We start from the raw sequence: 15,691 nt of genomic DNA on the forward strand, positions 1-15,691 counted from the left end.
TGCTGTGCCGGCAAGTTGGCGCTTCGACGCCCACAACTGCCGGGCCGAACGGGACAGACGCACAGGCACGGCAGACGGACCGGCGCGGCAGACGGACCGGCGCGGCAGACGCACCGGCGCCCCGGGGCTCTCAGTCCTGGGCGGCCGGCCGCAGCCGCAGCCCCTGCATGCCACCGTCCACGGCCAGTTCGGTCCCCGTCGTCGCTCCCGCCCAGGGACCGGCCAGATAGCAGACGGCGGCGGCCACCTCCTCCACGGTGACCAGGCGTCCGGTCGGCTGCCTCGCCTCCAGCGCGGCCCGTTCGGCGCCCGGATCGTCGGCGGCCTCCAGCAGCCGCCCGATCCAGGGGGTGTCGACCGTGCCCGGGTTCACGCAATTGACGCGTACGCCCTCTCGGATGTGGTCGGCGGCCATCGCACGCGTGAGGGCGAGTACGGCGCCCTTGCTGGCGGAGTAGAGGGCCCGCTGCGGCAGGCCCGAAGTCGCGGCCACGGAGCAGGTGTTGACGATGGCGGTGCCGCCGGAGGGCGCTGTGCCTGTCCCGTCCGGCGCGGCGGCCGTCCGGCGCAGCAGCGGCAGTGCGGCGGCGCTGACGCGGGCGATGCCCGTCACGTTGACGTCGAGCACGCGGTGCCACTCGTCGTCGCCGTTGTCCTCGACGGTGCCCTGCGCCCCGATTCCGGCGTTGTTCACCAGGACGTCGATCCGTCCGTGACGTTCCTCCACGGCATCGATCGCGGCCTTGGCCGACGCCCGGTCGGTCACGTCGCAGGGCAGCGCGGTGAGTTCCGCGGGGAGGGGACCGGCGGCCACGTCCAGGGCGTAGACGTCTGCTCCCCGGCGGGCGAGTTCGCGTGCGACGGCCAGTCCGATGCCGGAGGCCCCACCGGTCACGGCTGCTACCTTGCCGCCGAACTCGCCCCCGGAGACTGCCTCTTGCTCAGCCATGACCGCCTCGCCGTCCTTCGTACGTGATGCCTGTGGCGCGCCGGACGCGGTGAAGGCCCCCGTGGTGCATCCCCGGTCCCACGGCCACGGGCCACGGGCCGCCTCCAGGGGGAGCGCCCTCACCGCATCCTGGCGGTGCGCTCAAGAGAGCGTAAGGGCTGGTGCGTACATGTCCATCCACCGGGCCAGATCGAGGGTGTGCTCAAGGCCGTGCCTGCGGCCGGGGGTGATCCGCGCGGTGTCCGCTTCCACGGCGTCCCGGAGCCAGCGGCGGCTGACGAGCCCGAACACCGGGTGCGAGGGAGCGGCCAGTACGTCCGCGGCGGCCTTCTGCACGGCGACGAGGTACTCCGGGTCCTGCGTCGACGGGTAGGGGCTCTTGACCCGGTCGTAGACGGAGCGCGGCAGCACGTCCGCGGTGGCCTCGCGCAGCAGGCTCTTCTCCCTGCCGTCGAAGGACTTCAGGCTCCACGGGGTGTTGTAGACGTACTCGACGAGCCGGTGGTCGCAGAAGGGCACGCGGACCTCCAGGCCCACGGCCATGCTGGCGCGGTCCTTGCGGTCGAGGAGCACCCGTACGAAGCGGGTCAGGTGCAGATGGCAGATCTTGCGCATGCGGAACTCGAAGTCGCTCTCGCCGTCGAGCCGTTCGATGCCGCGGACGGCGTCGTCGTAGCCGTCCTGGATGTAGGACTCCAGGTCGAGGACCTTGCGGGCCTCCTCGGTGAGGAAGTCGCCCTGTTCCCCGGCCATCTCCCTCATCCGCACCAGCCATGGGAACGCGTCTGACTGCTGCGCCAGCGGGTCGAAGAACTGCTTGTAGCCGCCGAATACCTCGTCGGCGGACTCTCCGGAGAGCGCCACCGTCGAGTGCTCGCGTATCGCCTTGAACAGCAGATACAGGGAGGTGTCGAGGTCGCCGAAGCCCATGGGCAGGTCGCGCGCCCGTATCATCGCCGACCGCAGCGCGGGGTCGGCGAGTTCGGCCGAGCTGAGGACGATGTCCTCGTGCTGTGTGGCCGCGCTGCGGGCCACGTCGTGCACGAAGGGACCGTCCGGGGTGTCGCGCAGTGCGTCGGCCACGAAGTTCTCCGTGTGGCCCACGAAGTCGACGGCGAAGCTGCGTACGCTCTCGCCGGACGCCGCGAGCCTCCGCGCGGCCATGCCGGTCAGCGCCGAGGAGTCGAGGCCGCCGGAGAGCAGGGTGCAGCGCGGTACGTCGGCGACGAGCTGACGGTCGACGATGTCGTCCAGCAGCTCGCGTACGCGGGCGACGGTGGTGTCCTGGTCGTCCGTGTGGGGCCGGGTCTCCAGGGTCCAGTAGCGGGTGGTGCGGATGCCGCTGTGGTCCACGGTGACGACGGTGCCCGGCTCGACCTCGCGCATGCCGTCCCAGATCGCGTGCCCGGGCGTCTTGATGAAGGTGAACAGTTCGCGCAGCCCGTCGGCGCCGACCGCGGCCCGTGCCAGCGGGTTGGCGAGGATCGCCTTGGGCTCCGACCCGAAGAGCACGCCGTCTTCGGTCGGGTAGTAGTAGAGCGGCTTGATGCCCATGCGGTCGCGGATCAGCACCAGCCGGCGCTCGCGCTCGTCCCAGATCGCGAACGCGTACATGCCGTTGAGGCGTTCGGCCACCGCCGCGCCCCACTCCAGATATCCGCGCAGCACGACCTCGGTGTCGGATGCGGTGGTGAACCGGTGTCCCCTGCCGCGCAGTTCGGCGCGCAGCGACTCGTAGTTGTAGCTCTCCCCCGAATACACCATGGCCGCGCTGTTCCCCGGCGACGCCTCGGCGGCCATGGGCTGGCGTCCTCCGGGGAGGTCGATGACGGCGAGCCTGCGGTGCCCGAGGGCGGCCGGGCCCGCGATCCACGTGCCGCTGTCGTCGGGCCCGCGGCAGGCCATCGTCTCCGTCATCGCCTCGACGGTCTCGCGTTCACGCGTCAGGTCGCGGTCGAACGAGACCCAGCCGGCGATTCCGCACATGCTCTCTCTCCCAGTCCGGGCCGGCGGCGGCCTACCCCGGTCAAACAGTTGTACCGGGCAACTACCCTGACCCAGCGTCCCCCTTGTCCGTTGCCTCGGTCAACCTTGTCCGATGATCTTCGGCCACGAGTACGAGTCGGGCGGGGAGCACGCTCACACTCCGGCTCAGGTGCCGCCCGTTCCGGTTCCGCTCTCCGTGCCGGTACCGGCCTCCGCCGCCTCCCCGGTCGTACGGCCCACCGCCAAATCGCGCGGGCGCCCCCGCTGATAGAGCAGCACCGTCACGATCAGGCCCGCGCCGAACAGTCCGGCCGCGCACCAGTACGCGATCGCGTAGCTGTAGACGTTCGCCCGCGCGATCAGATCCGGGGTCCGCGGATGGGTGCTCACGTACTCGGTGACGGCGTTGGCGGCCACCGTGTTCAGCAGGGCCGTACCGACCGAACCGCCCACCTGCTGCATGGTGTTGACGGTCGCGGAGGCCACGCCCTGGTCCCGTTTGACGACGCCCAGCGTGGCGAGGCTCATCGCGGACGGCATGACCAGGCCCAGCCCCACGCCCATAATCAGCAGCGGCGGCAGCACATGAGCGGCGTAGCCACTGTGCAGGCTCAGCGCGGTCAGCCAGGCCATCCCCGCCCCGGCGAGCCCCATGCCCGTCGGCACCACCGGCTTCGGCCCGATGCGCGGGATCAGTACGTTCGTCGAGAGCTGCGCCGTCGCCATCAGCGCGCCCACCATCGGCAGGAAGGACAGCCCGGTCCGCACGGGCGAGTAGCCGAGCGTGCGCTGCAAGTAGTACGTCACGAAGAGGAAGACGCCGAAGATGCCCGCGCCCGCGATGAAGACGCTGATGAACGACGCCGCCCGGTTGCGGTCCCGGACCACGCGCGGAGGCAGCAGCGGTGCCTCGGTGCGCGACTCGTGCACGACGAAGGCCGCGAGGAGCAGCCCGCTCAGGGTGAGCGCTCCCCAGCACCGCCAGTCGCCCCAGCTCTCGGTGTCGGCGCTGGAGAAGCCGTAGACCAGGCAGAACAGTCCGCCGGCGACGAGTGCCGCGCCCGGCAGGTCGAGCCGCGGGCGGACGGACGGGCGATGCGGCGGCAGGATGGCCATGCCGCAGAGAACGCCCACGGCGGCGATGACGACGTTCACATACAGCGTCCAGCGCCAGGTCAGGTGCTCGGTGAGGACGCCGCCCAGCAGCAGCCCGATCGCGCCGCCCGATCCGGCGATGGCGCCGAAGACGCCGAACGCCCTTGAGCGCTCGCGTGGTTGTGTGAACGTGGTCGTCAGCAGCGACAGCGCGGACGGTGCGAGGACCGCGCCGAACATGCCCTGTAGCGCCCTGGCGCCCACCAGCGCCGTGAAGCTTCCGGCGGCGCCGCCCAGCGCGGAGGCGGCACCGAATCCGATGAGGCCCGTCACGAAGGTCCTGCGCCGCCCGATGAGATCGGCCAGCCGCCCGCCGAGCAGCAGCAGACTGCCGAAGGCCAGGGTGTAGGCGGTGATGATCCACTGGCGGCCGTCGTTGGAGAAGCCGAGGTCACGCTGTGTGGACGGAAGCGCGATGTTCACGATCGTCGCGTCGAGGACCACCATGAGCTGCGCCAGTCCGATCACCGTCAGCGCCCACCAGCGGTGGGGGGTGTGGTCCTCCTCGCCGGTACGGGCCTCGGGAGCGGGCCCGGGGTCTCCGCCGGAACCGGGAGGCGGACCGTCCGGTCTGGAGGGCATCGACGGACCTCTCGGCTCAAGGGCTGTCGGGACGCGGACGCTGAGATCTTCTCGTCACGTTATGTCCGTATTCCGGGTGCCGCAAAAGATCAGCGGCGGCGCGAGGCCGGCGCTGCGGCGCCGCCCTGACGGTGCGGCCGTGAGGGCCCGGGCCAGGTCTCAGGCGCCGCCGTACGCCTCGCCGCCGACCGTGAGGCGGGCCGTGCCTGCCGTGGTGTCCGCGAGCCAGCCGCGGAAGGCGTCGAGTTCCGCCTCGGGCAGCCCCAGCTCGATGCTCACCTGCGCCCCGTAGGTGACGTCGCGTACCGAACGGCCGCTGGAGCGCAGGTCGTTCTCGAGTCTGCCCGCGCGTGCGTGGTCGGTGGTGACCGTCACCAGGCGGTAGCGCTGCCGCACGGTGGTGCCGACCGCGTCCAGCGCCGCGCCTACGGCGCCGCCGTAGGCGCGGATCAGCCCGCCGGCACCCAGCTTCGTACCGCCGAAGTAGCGGGTGACGACGGCGACCGCGCAGCGCACGCCGCGTCGCATGAGCATCTGGAGCATGGGCAGGCCCGCGGTGCCGCCCGGCTCGCCGTCGTCGTCGGACTTCTGGAGGCCGCCGTCCGCGCCGACGACGTACGCCCAGCAGTTGTGCGTCGCTCCCGGGTGCTGCGCGCGCACCCGCGCGACGAAGGCCCTGGCCTCCTCCTCGGTGTCCGCCGGGGCGAGGGCGCATACGAACCGCGACCGCGAGACCTCCGTCTCGTGCACGCCCTCACCGGCGACGGTCACGTACTGCTCTGGCATACGGGCACCCTACGCGGGCGGCGCGAAGGCCCGGCCCCGGCCGCCGCCGGTCCGTATGCGGCTGCGTGCCCGTACGGGAATGGCCGGGCGGGTCCGGCTCGTTGGGGAGGTCATGTACGCGGACGCACAGACGGTACGAGAAATCCTGACCGAGTCGGGCGACACCTGGGCGGTGGTGGGCCTGTCCACGAACCGCGCCCGCGCGGCGTACGGCGTCGCGGACGTCCTGAAGCGCTTCGGCAAGCGCGTGGTCCCGGTGCACCCCAAGGCGGAGACCGTGCACGGCGAGCGGGGCTACGCCACGCTGGCGGACATCCCCTTCCCCGTGGACGTCGTCGACGTCTTCGTCAACTCCGAACTCGCGGGCCCGGTCGCGGACGAGGCCGTGGAGATCGGCGCGAAGGCGGTCTGGTTCCAGCTCGGCGTGATCGACGAGGCCGCGTACGAACGGACGCGAGCGGCGGGCCTGGAGATGGTGATGGACCGCTGTCCGGCCATCGAGATCCCGAAACTGTGATGAGAGGCGGAGCCCGGCGCCGCTATGGTGCGTCGCCGTGATCACGACGCGTATGGCCGTCCCCGCCGACGCACCCGAGCTGGTGCGGCTGCGGCGGCTGATGTTCCTCGGCATGGACGGACGGGACGAGCCGGGCCCGTGGGAGCGGGACGCCGAGCGCATGGCCCGCCGGGCACTGCACGGCGGCGACGGCGGCGCGGGGCGGCTGGGCGCCTTCGTGGTGGACGGCGACGAGGCGGGGCCGCCGCATCTGGCGGCCTGCGCGGTGGGCAGCGTCGAGGAGCGGCTGCCCGCGCCGAAGCATCCCGCCGGGCGCTTCGGCTTCGTCTTCAACGTGTGCACGGACGAGCGCTACCGGGGGCGCGGCTATGCGCGGGCGACGACCGAGGCGCTGCTGGAGTGGTTCGCCGGTCACGGTGTGACCAGGGTCGACCTCCATGCCAGCGGGGACGCGGAGCGTCTGTACCGGTCGATGGGCTTCGCCGAGCACTCGACCGCCCTCTCCCTGGACCTTTCGGGGCGCGGCCGGGCGACGGGCGTCTGAGCGGCGGCTCGGCCGCCATCACGTCCGAACTCCCTTGCGCCGGGCAGCAGTTGCGCAACGGGAGGCGCCGGTGGCGAAGCCGTACGCCGGGACTGCGGGCCTCGTCAGACGCCCAGGCCCTCCAGGACGACCGCGCCGGGCAGCGCCGCCAGCGCCTTGCCGGGGACGATCAGCTTGCCCCGGCGGCGTCCGCTGCCGATCAGCGTCCATTCCAGAGCGGCGACCGATGCGTCGATCAGCAGCGGCCAGCCTGCGGGAAGCCCGATCGGCGTGATACCGCCGTACTCCATCCCCGTCTCCTCTACGGCGGTGCCCATGGGCGCGAACGATGCCTTGCGGGCGTCGAGTCGGCGCCGCACCGTGCCGTTGACGTCGACTCGGGTCGTGGAGAGCACGACGCATGCGGCGAGCGTGCGCTCCCCTCCGCGCTTCGCGGCGACGACCACGCAGTTGGCCGAGGTGCCGACGAGGTCCTCGCCGTAGTGCTCGACGAACACGGCGGTGTCGGCCTTCTCCGGGTCGGTGTCGACGTAGAGGAGCTGATCGGCGGGAGGTGTGCCCGTCCACGCCCGGATCGCCTCGGCCGCCGGACCGTCGAAGTGGCCGACGCCGGCGGCTGGTTCGGCCGAGTCGAAGTTCCCGATGGGTGCGCGCATGCGCCGCACGCTAACACCGGCTGCACGCTAGCACCGGCTTCGGATGAGGGAGCACCGCCGGCACCGCGCGGGAAGGCGGCGGACGTCAGCGGGGCGCGGGCACGGAGATGGCCATGGTCATCTCGACCGGTTCACCGGCCTCGTTGCGGTAGCCGTGCTCCACACCGGCCTCGAAGGACGCCGAAGTCCCCGCGGGCACCTCGTAGTCCACACCCTCGACGCTCAACGTCAGCCGCCCGGCCCGTACATGGACCAGCTCGGTGGTGCCTGCCGGGTGCGGGTCGGAACTGCTGCCGTCGCCGGGCATCAGCCGCCATGCCCAAAGCTCCAGCGGTCCGGGCGACTCGGCGCCCGCGAGCAACGTGCTGTGGCTGCCCGCCTCCGTGGACCACAGCCGCACAGCCTGCTCCTGCGGCACGAGGCGCACCTGCGGTTCCTGGTCGAAGTCGAGCAGCGTGGTGATGCTCACCCCGAGCGCGTCGCCCACCTTCACGACCGTGCCCACGCTGGGGTTCGTACGGCCCTGCTCGATCTGGATGAGCATTCCCCGGCTCACGCCGGCGCGGGCCGCGAGGGCGTCGAGGGTGTAGCCGCGCTCCTGGCGACGGCGCTTGAGATTGCGGGCCAGGGACTGCGTGAGGTGGTCGAGGTCCGTCACCGGGTCGTACACCATCCAATATTTTGACTACCGTAGTTCAGTTTGCTGCACTAGTCTGAGCTGTACCGCACTGTTCACGTCACTGTACTGCGAGGTGTCCTGATGACCGCCGTCCTGGCCTTGGTCACCAGCCTCATGTGGGGGTTCGCCGACTTCGGGGGCGGACTGCTGACCAGGCGCATGTCGGCGCTGACCGTCGTCGTGGTCTCACAGGCGCTGGCCGCCGCCGTACTCGGGGCGGTCGTCGTCGCCATGGGCGGCTGGAGCGAATGGGACGGCAGCCTGTGGTATGCGGCGGCTGCCGGAGTCGTCGGGCCGGTGGCGATGCTCGCGTTCTACAAGGCGCTCGCCCAGGGGCCGATGGGCGTGGTCTCGCCGCTCGCATCGCTTGCCGTCGTCGTCCCCGTCGCTGCCGGGCTCGCACTGGGCGAACGGCCGGGCTGGGTACAGGCGTTGGGCATCACCGTCGCCGTGGCCGGCGTGGTCCTCGCCGGAGGTCCTGAGCTGCGCGGCGCCCCCGTGCAGCGGCAGACGATCGCCCTCACGCTCGTCTCCGCGCTGGGCTTCGGCACGGTCATGGCGCTGATCGAGCACGCGAGCACCGGCACCGCGGCCGGGCTCTTCCTGGCGCTGTTCGTACAGCGCGTGTGCAACGTCGCGGTCGGCGGCGCCGCACTGTACGCACAGGTGCGGAGGGGCACACCCGCACTGCCTGCCGACGGCGGCCTGCGCGCGGTCGCGACGGCGCTTCCCGCCCTCGCCTTCGTGGGTCTCGCGGACGTCGCAGCCAACGGCACGTACATGCTCGCCACCCAGTACGGGCCCGTGACCACGGCCGCCGTGCTCGCCTCGCTCTATCCCGTCGTCACCGCGCTCGCCGCACGCGGCGTGCTGAAGGAGAGGCTGCGGGCCGTACAGACGGCGGGGGCCGGTCTGGCGCTGGTGGGCACCGTGCTGCTGGCCTCTTCCTGACGGGTCTTTCTCCCGCTTCCTGACGGGCCTTTCTCCCGCGCCCGACGAGGCTCTGCTCGCCCTGCTCGCCCTACTCGCCCTCGCCTGCGGCCAGTTCGGAGACACCGAGCAGTTGCTCCGGCACGGAGCCGCGTGCGGAGCCGTGCACGGAGGTGTCCCGCGCCGGTCCCGGTGCCGCCGTCCGCAGCGGAGGCTGCCAGCCGCGCTCGCCCTCCCAGCGGCGCACGATCCGCGCGGGGGCACCGGCGACCACGGCGTGATCGGGCACCTCGCCCCGTACGACGGCTCCCGCCGCGACCACCACGTTCCTGCCCAGGCTCGCCCCCGGAAGGATCACCGCCCCGGCGCCGAGCCAGCTTCCGCGCCCGATCTCGACGGCGGCACTGCGCGGCCACTGCTTGCCGACCGGCTCATGGGGGTCGTCGTAGGAGTGGTTGGTGGAGGTGATGTAGACGTACGGACCGCAGTAGACGTCGTCGCCGAAGGTGACGGCCCCCTGCACATCGGCGATGACATGGCTGCCCCGGCCGAGCACGACTCCGTCGCCGAGCGTCACGAGCGGCTCGGGGCCGAGGTCCAGGCCCGGCAGCATGCCCGCGGCGAGAGTCACCTCCTGCCCGATCACGCAGTGCTCCCCGAGTTCGATCCACTCCGTGCCGAAGAGCGTGCCCTGCGGGAACGCGAGCCGCGTCCCCGCCCCGATGCGGCGGAAGGCATACGGGCCCGGCCGCTCGGCGGTCACGGCCCCGGCGTACTGCGCCCGGCGCCAGACCCCGTGCACCGCACGGGAGGCGAGCGAAGCGAAGGCGCTGCGGATGGACGGCACGGGCGTCACGGTAGTCCGCCGGTGCCTCCGCGGGACCCGTGGACCCCTGTGATCTTCCGCCCACCCATCGCATACGGTTCACGGAGGGGCCGGTGACGATCCGGCCGGGAAGCGAGCGGAGACAAGACGATGACGGAGCAGCGAGCGGTGATCGCGAGTGTGGGCGGCAGGAAGCCCGAGATCGACGAGGATGCGTACGCCGCACCGACATCCGTGGTCGTGGGGGCCGTCTCACTGGGCGCGGGCTCCAGCGTCTGGTACGGGGCCGTGATGCGCGGCGACTGCGACTCGATCTCGCTCGGCGAGGGCTCCAACGTCCAGGACAACTGCACCGTCCACGCCGACCCCGGTTTCCCCACGCACATCGGCTCCGGCGTCTCGGTGGGGCACAACGCCGTGCTGCACGGCTGCACCGTGGAGGACGACGTCCTCGTCGGCATGAGCGCCACGGTCCTCAACGGCGCCCGTATCGGCTCCGGTTCGCTGATCGCCGCCCATGCGCTGGTGCCGCAGGGAATGCACGTACCGCCGGGGTCGCTGGTGGCGGGCGTACCCGCGAAGATCAAGCGGGAGCTGACCTCCGAGGAGCTGGAGGGCATCAAGGCGAACGCCGCCGTCTACCGGGATCTGGCCCGTACCCACCGCGACGAGACCACTCCGCTCTAGGACGGAGCGGTTCCGTTCCGGGGCTCGTGCTGGCGGGAGGTCCGGAAGGCCGCGCCGGTCGCCCGTGCGTACCGCCCGGGACTACGCGCGGCCCTGCCCGGCCCCGGCGTGCTGCTCCCCGTCCGCCTCGGCGGCGGCCGCCGCCTGCTCCGCTTCGGTCTTACGGGCGCGCCTGCGCAGGACGATCATCGAGCCGAGCCCGAACAGCACGGCGACCACGAGACCCATCCACGAGAAGCGCTTCAGCCACGCCTCCGCGACGATCCCCACGTAGTAGATGACGGCCGTCGTACCGCCCGCCCAGACGATGCCGCCCAGCACGTTCGCCGTGAGGAACTTCCAGTACGGCATCCTCAGCACGCCCGCGAGCGGCCCGGCGAAGATACGCAGCAGCGCCACGAACCGGCCGAAGAAGACCGCCCACATCCCCCACCGCTCGAAGGCCCGCTCGGCGGTGGCCACATGGTGCGGCCCGAAGTGCCGTGGGAACTTGCCGCCGAGCCAGCCCAGCAGTGGTTTGCCGCCCTTGCGTCCGATCGCGTAGCCGATGGAGTCGCCGATGATCGCTCCCGTGGTGGCACAGGCGCCGAGGATCAGCGGGTCGATCTCGCCGTGCTGTGAGGCGAGGAGCGCGGAGCTGACGAGGACGATCTCACCGGGAAGGGGAATGCCCAGGCTCTCCAGCCCGATGACCACCCCGACCAGGAGATAGACGCTCATGGGCGGCACGCTCTCGAGCAACTCCTGGACGTGCAACTGGACTTCCTCCCGCCGGTTGTGGATGCGGGAGGCGCCGGTGGGCCACGTCCCGCGCACGCGCCCGGAAGGCCACGGGCACGCGTGCGGGCAGCCTACTCGATGCGGGGAAACGCGGTACGGCACCGCGGAATGCCCCCTCCCAGGTCGCGGGCTGCGCCGGGGTGCCGGGCGGGCGGCTTCGGCCCACGGGCCGTGACTCGCGGCCCCGGACATGGGGCCCGAACGCGGGGTCCCGGACATGGGGCCCGGACGTGGGGTCCCGGACGTGGCCGCGGGTCAGGGCCACGGTCCGGGGGCCAGGCTCAGGATTGCGGGCGGAGGGTCCAGACGATCGTCATCTCGCCGGTGACGGCACCGTCCTCACGGGCGATCCGGACCTCGACGGGGAACTCCGGCCGTTCACCCGCGTCCAGTTCGGCCAGAACGTCCGCTACGGGCCTGCCGAGTTCGGCGGTCGCCGTCACGGCGCCCATGGCCAGCTTCTTGTAGCCGATCTCGGCCTTGACCGCCAGCGGCACCGCACGGCCGAGCTGGTCGCCGAATGCAGCGAGGACGACGGCTCCGCTGGCCGACTCGGCGAGCGTGAACATGGCTCCGGCGTGCGGGCCGCCGACGTGGTTGTGGTAGGCGCTCTGGTCGGGCAGCGATACGACGGCCCGCTCGGCGCTGGTCTCGGAGAACTCGAGGCCGAGGGTGCGGACCATCGGGACGGTGTCCGCCATCATCTGGCCGATGGACGGAAGGGAGTCAGTGGACATGGCGCGACGTTACCACTCAGTAACTACGGCTGGCCAGGGCTTCCTTGCATGAGGCCGCACCCGGGTTCCGCCGGGCCGTGCGCCGCGCCGCGACCGGCCGGCGGTCAGCCGACGGTGAAGGCGCCGTCGGGCGGCTCCGGTGAGGGCACCGCGTCACCGTCCTCCACGGGCGCGGCCCCGTCGATGAAGCGCTCCAGCGCCGCCCCGTGCTCGACCCGGGCGGGAAAGGCGTCCGACGCCGCACGACGGGCGAGCGCGTCGACGGGGAAGGGCGTGTGCGAGGCGATCAGAACGATGTTCCCGAAGCGCCTGCCGCGCAGCACGGACGGCTCGGCCACCAGGCACAGATGCTCGAACTGTGTCTCGAATGTGGCGAGTTGGGAGGCGGCGAAGCGGAACGGCGCGGCGTCGGCGACGTTGAGCACGCAGAAGCCGTCCTCCCGCAGGACACGGCGCACGGCACCCGCGTAGGAGACCGTCGTCAGATGGGCCGGCACATGCACTCCGCCGTACACGTCGGCGATCACCACGTCCGCGGAGGCTTCGTCGCGGCCGTCGAGGAAGTCGCGGGCGTCCTGGGCCGCGACCTCGATCCCGGAGGCGGGCGGCAGCGGAAGATGCTCCGCCACGAAGCCGAGCAGCGCGGCGTCGTCGTCGGCGACCCACTGCCGCGATCCGGGCCTCGTCGCCGCCGCGTACCGGGGCAGGGTGAGTGCGCCGCCGCCCAAGTGCACTATGTCCAGGGCGTGTTGGGGCGGCGCCGCCAGGTCCAGTGCGTGTGCGACGCGGCGCGCGTACTCGAACTCCAGGTGCGCGGGGTCGAGCAGGTCGACGTAGGACTGGGGCGTGCCGTCGACCGTGAGCAGCCAGCCGCCCTCGTTGTCGACGTCGGGCAGCAGCTTGGCGGTGCCGCCGTGGACGGCACGGCTCACGGGTATCGGCTCATCGTCCACCGTGCCATTGTGCGGGCGGACGGCGCGCTCGTGACCGGTACGTACCCGATGGCCCGTCCGCGGGGGAAGCGGCAGCGCGGGAGCCGTGTGCCGGGCGGGCCGAGACGAACGGGCGGCCGGGCCGATGCCCGCCCGCCCGTTCGCTCCCCGCGCCTCTCTCAGCCGGCGCCGGTCACCCGGAGCCGGTCACCCGGAGCCGGTCACTCGTCGCCGACGCTTGTGACGGTCCCCGCGCCGACGGTGTGGCCGCCCTCGCGGACCGCGAAGCCCAGGCCCTTCTCCAGCGGCACCTCGTGGCCGAGTTCGACGTCGAGCGTCACGGTGTCGCCGGGCAGGGCGACCGCGTCCGCGCCGAGGGTGACCTCGCCGACCACGTCGGCCGTACGCAGATAGAACTGCGGCCGGTAGCCGCTGTGCACGGGGGTGCGGCGACCGCCCTCCCGCGTGGACAGCAGCCGTACCCGTGCGGTGAAGCGGCGGCGCGGAGTGAGACTGCCCGGCGCCGCGACGATGTGCCCGCGCCGGACCGCGTCGCGTGGCACGCCGCGCAGCAGCAGGGCCACGTTGTCCCCGGCCTGCGCCTCCTCCATGGGCTTCCCGAAGGTCTCCACTCCGGTCACGACGGTCTCGATGCCCGCGCCCAGCACCTCGGCCTTGTCCCCGACGCGTACTGTGCCGCGCTCCACCGCGCCGGTGACGACGGTGCCGCGCCCGGTGATGGTCAGCACGTTCTCCACCGGCAGCAGGAACGGCGCGTCGAGATAGCGCTCCGGGACCGGGACGTAGGTGTCCACGGCGTCCAGCAGCGCCTCGATCGCGGCCGTCCAGCGCTGGTCGCCCTCCAGGGCGCGCAGTCCGGAGACCCGTACGACGGGCAGCGTCTCGCCCGCGTAACCGTGGGCGGTCAGCAGCTCACGTACCTCCAGCTCGACCAGTTCGGTCAGCTCCTCCTCCCCCGCGTCGGCCTTGTTGAGGGCGACGACGACGTGCTCGACGCCGACCTGCCGCGCCAGCAGCACGTGTTCGGCGGTCTGCGGCATCACGCCGTCCACGGCGGAGACCACGAGAATCGCGCCGTCGAGCTGGGCGGCGCCCGTCACCATGTTCTTGATGAAGTCCGCGTGACCGGGCATGTCGATGTGGGCGTAGTGCCTGGTCTCGGTCTCGTACTCGACGTGCGCGATGGTGATCGTGATGCCGCGCGCCGCCTCCTCGGGCGCCTTGTCTATGCGGTCGAACGGCACGAACGCGCCCGTACCGCGGTCGCTGAGCACCTTGGTGATGGCGGCCGTGAGTGTCGTCTTGCCGTGGTCGACGTGCCCCATGGTGCCGATGTTGAGGTGCGGCTTGGTGCGCACGTACGCCTGCTTGGCCATGTCTCTTCCTCGTGTGCTGCGCCGCGTCCGGGCGGCGCGATGGGAACGGGACCCCCTGAGACGGCCGACCCTCCCCCTGAGGGGTCCTCGGTGCGGTCCGGGAAGGGTCAGCCTCGGGCGCCGTCGGCGGCGACGGAGGCGGCGCCTGCGGCAGCGGCGGCGATGCCGCTGCGGCGCGTGAGGCGGCACAGGCGCACGAGATGGCGCCGTTCCGCGAGAAGGCGTCGTCGGTGTACGAGACCGCCCTGAGGTGTGCGACGCCCTCGACGTTCGAGGCGCCCTCGACGTTCGAGGAAGCGGCAGCCCTGAGCACGCCCGCTGCCGCGGGCCGTGCCGAGTGGAGGGTCTGCCGGAACATGACCTTGATACTGACGCCCCGACAGCCGTACGTCGACTGATTTTCGCCCCGCACGCGGCCGCCCGCTCCGGCCGTCGTACGACCCCGCGAAGCCGCCGCTGAAAGGCGGTGAGACGGCCGCGGACCGGTGCCGCACGGCGGGGGATGTGACCGTTCCGGGGAGAAGCGATGTTCGTTCCGCCCGGCGGGCGGTCACATCCGTCGGTTACGCTCGCCGCGTGTCCGTCCCCGCCAGGCAGCAGCCAGACGGCCTCCCCAGCCGGCTGGCACAGAAGCTGCTCTCCCCGAGGTGCAGGCTGGCAGCACTGCTGGTGCTGCTGAGCGCCGCCGCGATATCGGTGGTGGTGTACGAGCCGCAGCAGTACGTCACGGGCGGACTCCCCGCCCATCTCTCGGGCGGACTCGCGGGCGTCCTCTTCACGGTGTCGTACGGGCTGTGCACCGCGGCCTTCGTTCCGCGTCCCGTACTCAACGTCGCCGCGGGCGCCCTCTTCGGCACCCAGGCGGGCACGGCAGCGGCCGTGGTGGGGACGGTCATCGGCTCCGGTCTCGCGTTCGGCCTCGGCAGGGTCCTCGGCCAGGACGCGCTGCGGCCGATGCTGCGCAAGCGCTGGCTGACCACCGCCGACCGGCAGTTGAGCCGTCACGGCTTCCGTTCGATGCTCTTCATCCGGCTGCTCCCCGGAGTGCCGTTCGCGGCCTCCAACTACGGCGCCGCGGTCTCCCGTATGGGGTGGACGGCGTTTCTGACCGCTACGGCCCTGGGCGTCGTGCCCAACACCGCCGCCTATGTCGTCGCCGGCAGTCACGCCGCGTCGCCCACCTCGCCGCTCTTCCTGGCGGCGTTCGCCTTCATCGCGCTCTCCGGGCTCGGGGGCGCGGTGCTGGCCTGGCGCAAGCGGGCCCTGCTGGGCGGCACGGCACCTTCCACGGCGCCCTCCACGGGGCCGTCGAAGGCAGCGGCTCCGGCCGGGACTCCGCATGGGACTCCGGCCGCCGGCTCCACGACGAGCCCTCCGCACTCCACACCCGTGCCCGCGTCCGCGACGGCCTCCGCGACGGCACACGCGGACGCCGGAAACGGCCCGTACGGCGGGGGCGTTCCGCCCTCCTGAGCCCCTCGAAGAACCCGCCGCAGCGCGCCATCCGCGTGACTGTAGTCTGCTCCGCGTTGATCAAAGCCGCGGCGA

The 15,691-nt window shown here is 72.2% G+C and carries 17 protein-coding genes; 6 read left to right on the forward strand and 11 right to left on the reverse strand.

Annotated elements, in window-relative coordinates; genetic code table 11:
• Positions 1-130: 130 nt before the first annotated feature.
• The 4 genes from MMA15_RS00530 to MMA15_RS00545 all read right to left on the reverse strand — a co-directional run bounded on the left by MMA15_RS00530 (position 131) and on the right by MMA15_RS00545 (position 5,458).
• On the reverse strand, positions 131-949 hold the full coding sequence (locus tag MMA15_RS00530; RefSeq protein WP_241056965.1) for an SDR family NAD(P)-dependent oxidoreductase: 819 nt from the start codon (positions 947-949) through the stop codon (positions 131-133).
• A gap of 141 nt (positions 950-1,090) precedes the next feature.
• On the reverse strand, positions 1,091-2,935 hold the full coding sequence (gene asnB, locus MMA15_RS00535) for an asparagine synthase (glutamine-hydrolyzing) (RefSeq protein WP_241056966.1): 1,845 nt from the start codon (positions 2,933-2,935) through the stop codon (positions 1,091-1,093).
• Positions 2,936-3,100: 165 nt separating this feature from the next.
• On the reverse strand, positions 3,101-4,672 hold the full coding sequence (locus MMA15_RS00540; RefSeq protein ID WP_241056967.1) for an MFS transporter: 1,572 nt from the start codon (positions 4,670-4,672) through the stop codon (positions 3,101-3,103).
• Between the two features lie 159 nt (positions 4,673-4,831).
• A complete protein-coding gene (locus tag MMA15_RS00545) occupies positions 4,832-5,458 on the reverse strand; it encodes a YigZ family protein (RefSeq protein WP_241056968.1) in 627 nt (208 codons plus the stop codon).
• A 112-nt stretch (positions 5,459-5,570) separates the two neighbouring features.
• Here MMA15_RS00545 and MMA15_RS00550 point away from each other — a divergent pair, with 112 nt between their 5' ends.
• Complete coding sequence (locus tag MMA15_RS00550) at positions 5,571-5,975, forward strand: CoA-binding protein (RefSeq protein ID WP_241056969.1); 405 nt, start codon at positions 5,571-5,573, stop codon at positions 5,973-5,975.
• Between the two features lie 37 nt (positions 5,976-6,012).
• Positions 6,013-6,519: a GNAT family N-acetyltransferase gene (locus MMA15_RS00555; protein ID WP_241056970.1), complete on the forward strand. Its 507-nt coding sequence runs from the start codon at positions 6,013-6,015 to the stop codon at positions 6,517-6,519.
• Between the two features lie 104 nt (positions 6,520-6,623).
• On the opposite strand, the gene MMA15_RS00560 is transcribed toward MMA15_RS00555, so the two are convergent.
• Together MMA15_RS00560 and MMA15_RS00565 are read right to left on the reverse strand one after the other, a co-directional pair.
• Entirely contained in the window at positions 6,624-7,175 is a 552-nt protein-coding gene (locus MMA15_RS00560; RefSeq protein WP_241056971.1) for a YbaK/EbsC family protein, read from the reverse strand.
• Between the two features lie 85 nt (positions 7,176-7,260).
• Positions 7,261-7,833: a helix-turn-helix domain-containing protein gene (locus MMA15_RS00565; RefSeq protein WP_241062893.1), complete on the reverse strand. Its 573-nt coding sequence runs from the start codon at positions 7,831-7,833 to the stop codon at positions 7,261-7,263.
• Between the two features lie 102 nt (positions 7,834-7,935).
• Here MMA15_RS00565 and MMA15_RS00570 point away from each other — a divergent pair, with 102 nt between their 5' ends.
• On the forward strand, positions 7,936-8,805 hold the full coding sequence (locus MMA15_RS00570; RefSeq protein WP_241056972.1) for a DMT family transporter: 870 nt from the start codon (positions 7,936-7,938) through the stop codon (positions 8,803-8,805).
• A gap of 70 nt (positions 8,806-8,875) precedes the next feature.
• On the opposite strand, the gene MMA15_RS27720 is transcribed toward MMA15_RS00570, so the two are convergent.
• Entirely contained in the window at positions 8,876-9,631 is a 756-nt protein-coding gene (locus tag MMA15_RS27720; protein WP_308290483.1) for an acyltransferase, read from the reverse strand.
• A gap of 129 nt (positions 9,632-9,760) precedes the next feature.
• On the opposite strand from MMA15_RS27720, the gene MMA15_RS00585 reads away from it, so the two are divergent.
• Positions 9,761-10,297 (forward strand): gamma carbonic anhydrase family protein, encoded by a 537-nt coding sequence (locus tag MMA15_RS00585; RefSeq protein WP_241056973.1) that lies wholly within the window; start codon positions 9,761-9,763, stop codon positions 10,295-10,297.
• A gap of 81 nt (positions 10,298-10,378) precedes the next feature.
• On the opposite strand, the gene MMA15_RS00590 is transcribed toward MMA15_RS00585, so the two are convergent.
• The 4 genes from MMA15_RS00590 to tuf form a co-directional block, all read right to left on the reverse strand.
• The gene (locus tag MMA15_RS00590; protein WP_241062895.1) at positions 10,379-11,053 is read right to left on the reverse strand and encodes a DedA family protein; all 675 of its coding nucleotides are present in this window, start codon (positions 11,051-11,053) and stop codon (positions 10,379-10,381) included.
• 305 nt (positions 11,054-11,358) lie between these two features.
• Positions 11,359-11,814, reverse strand: coding sequence for a DUF4442 domain-containing protein (locus MMA15_RS00595; protein ID WP_241056974.1), 456 nt, complete (start codon positions 11,812-11,814; stop codon positions 11,359-11,361).
• Between the two features lie 104 nt (positions 11,815-11,918).
• Positions 11,919-12,767, reverse strand: coding sequence for a spermidine synthase (locus tag MMA15_RS00600; protein ID WP_241056975.1), 849 nt, complete (start codon positions 12,765-12,767; stop codon positions 11,919-11,921).
• 200 nt (positions 12,768-12,967) lie between these two features.
• Positions 12,968-14,143, reverse strand: coding sequence for an elongation factor Tu (gene tuf / locus MMA15_RS00605; RefSeq protein WP_241056976.1), 1,176 nt, complete (start codon positions 14,141-14,143; stop codon positions 12,968-12,970).
• 200 nt (positions 14,144-14,343) lie between these two features.
• On the opposite strand from tuf, the gene MMA15_RS00610 reads away from it, so the two are divergent.
• Both MMA15_RS00610 and MMA15_RS00615 read left to right on the forward strand, forming a co-directional pair.
• The gene (locus MMA15_RS00610) at positions 14,344-14,541 is read left to right on the forward strand and encodes a hypothetical protein (RefSeq protein WP_241056977.1); all 198 of its coding nucleotides are present in this window, start codon (positions 14,344-14,346) and stop codon (positions 14,539-14,541) included.
• 178 nt (positions 14,542-14,719) lie between these two features.
• Entirely contained in the window at positions 14,720-15,616 is an 897-nt protein-coding gene (locus MMA15_RS00615) for a TVP38/TMEM64 family protein (RefSeq protein ID WP_241056978.1), read from the forward strand.
• Positions 15,617-15,691: the final 75 nt, after the last annotated feature.

The sequence above is a fragment of the Streptomyces marispadix genome, assembly GCF_022524345.1.
In the GTDB taxonomy this organism is placed as follows: Bacteria; Actinomycetota; Actinomycetes; order Streptomycetales; family Streptomycetaceae; genus Streptomyces; species Streptomyces marispadix.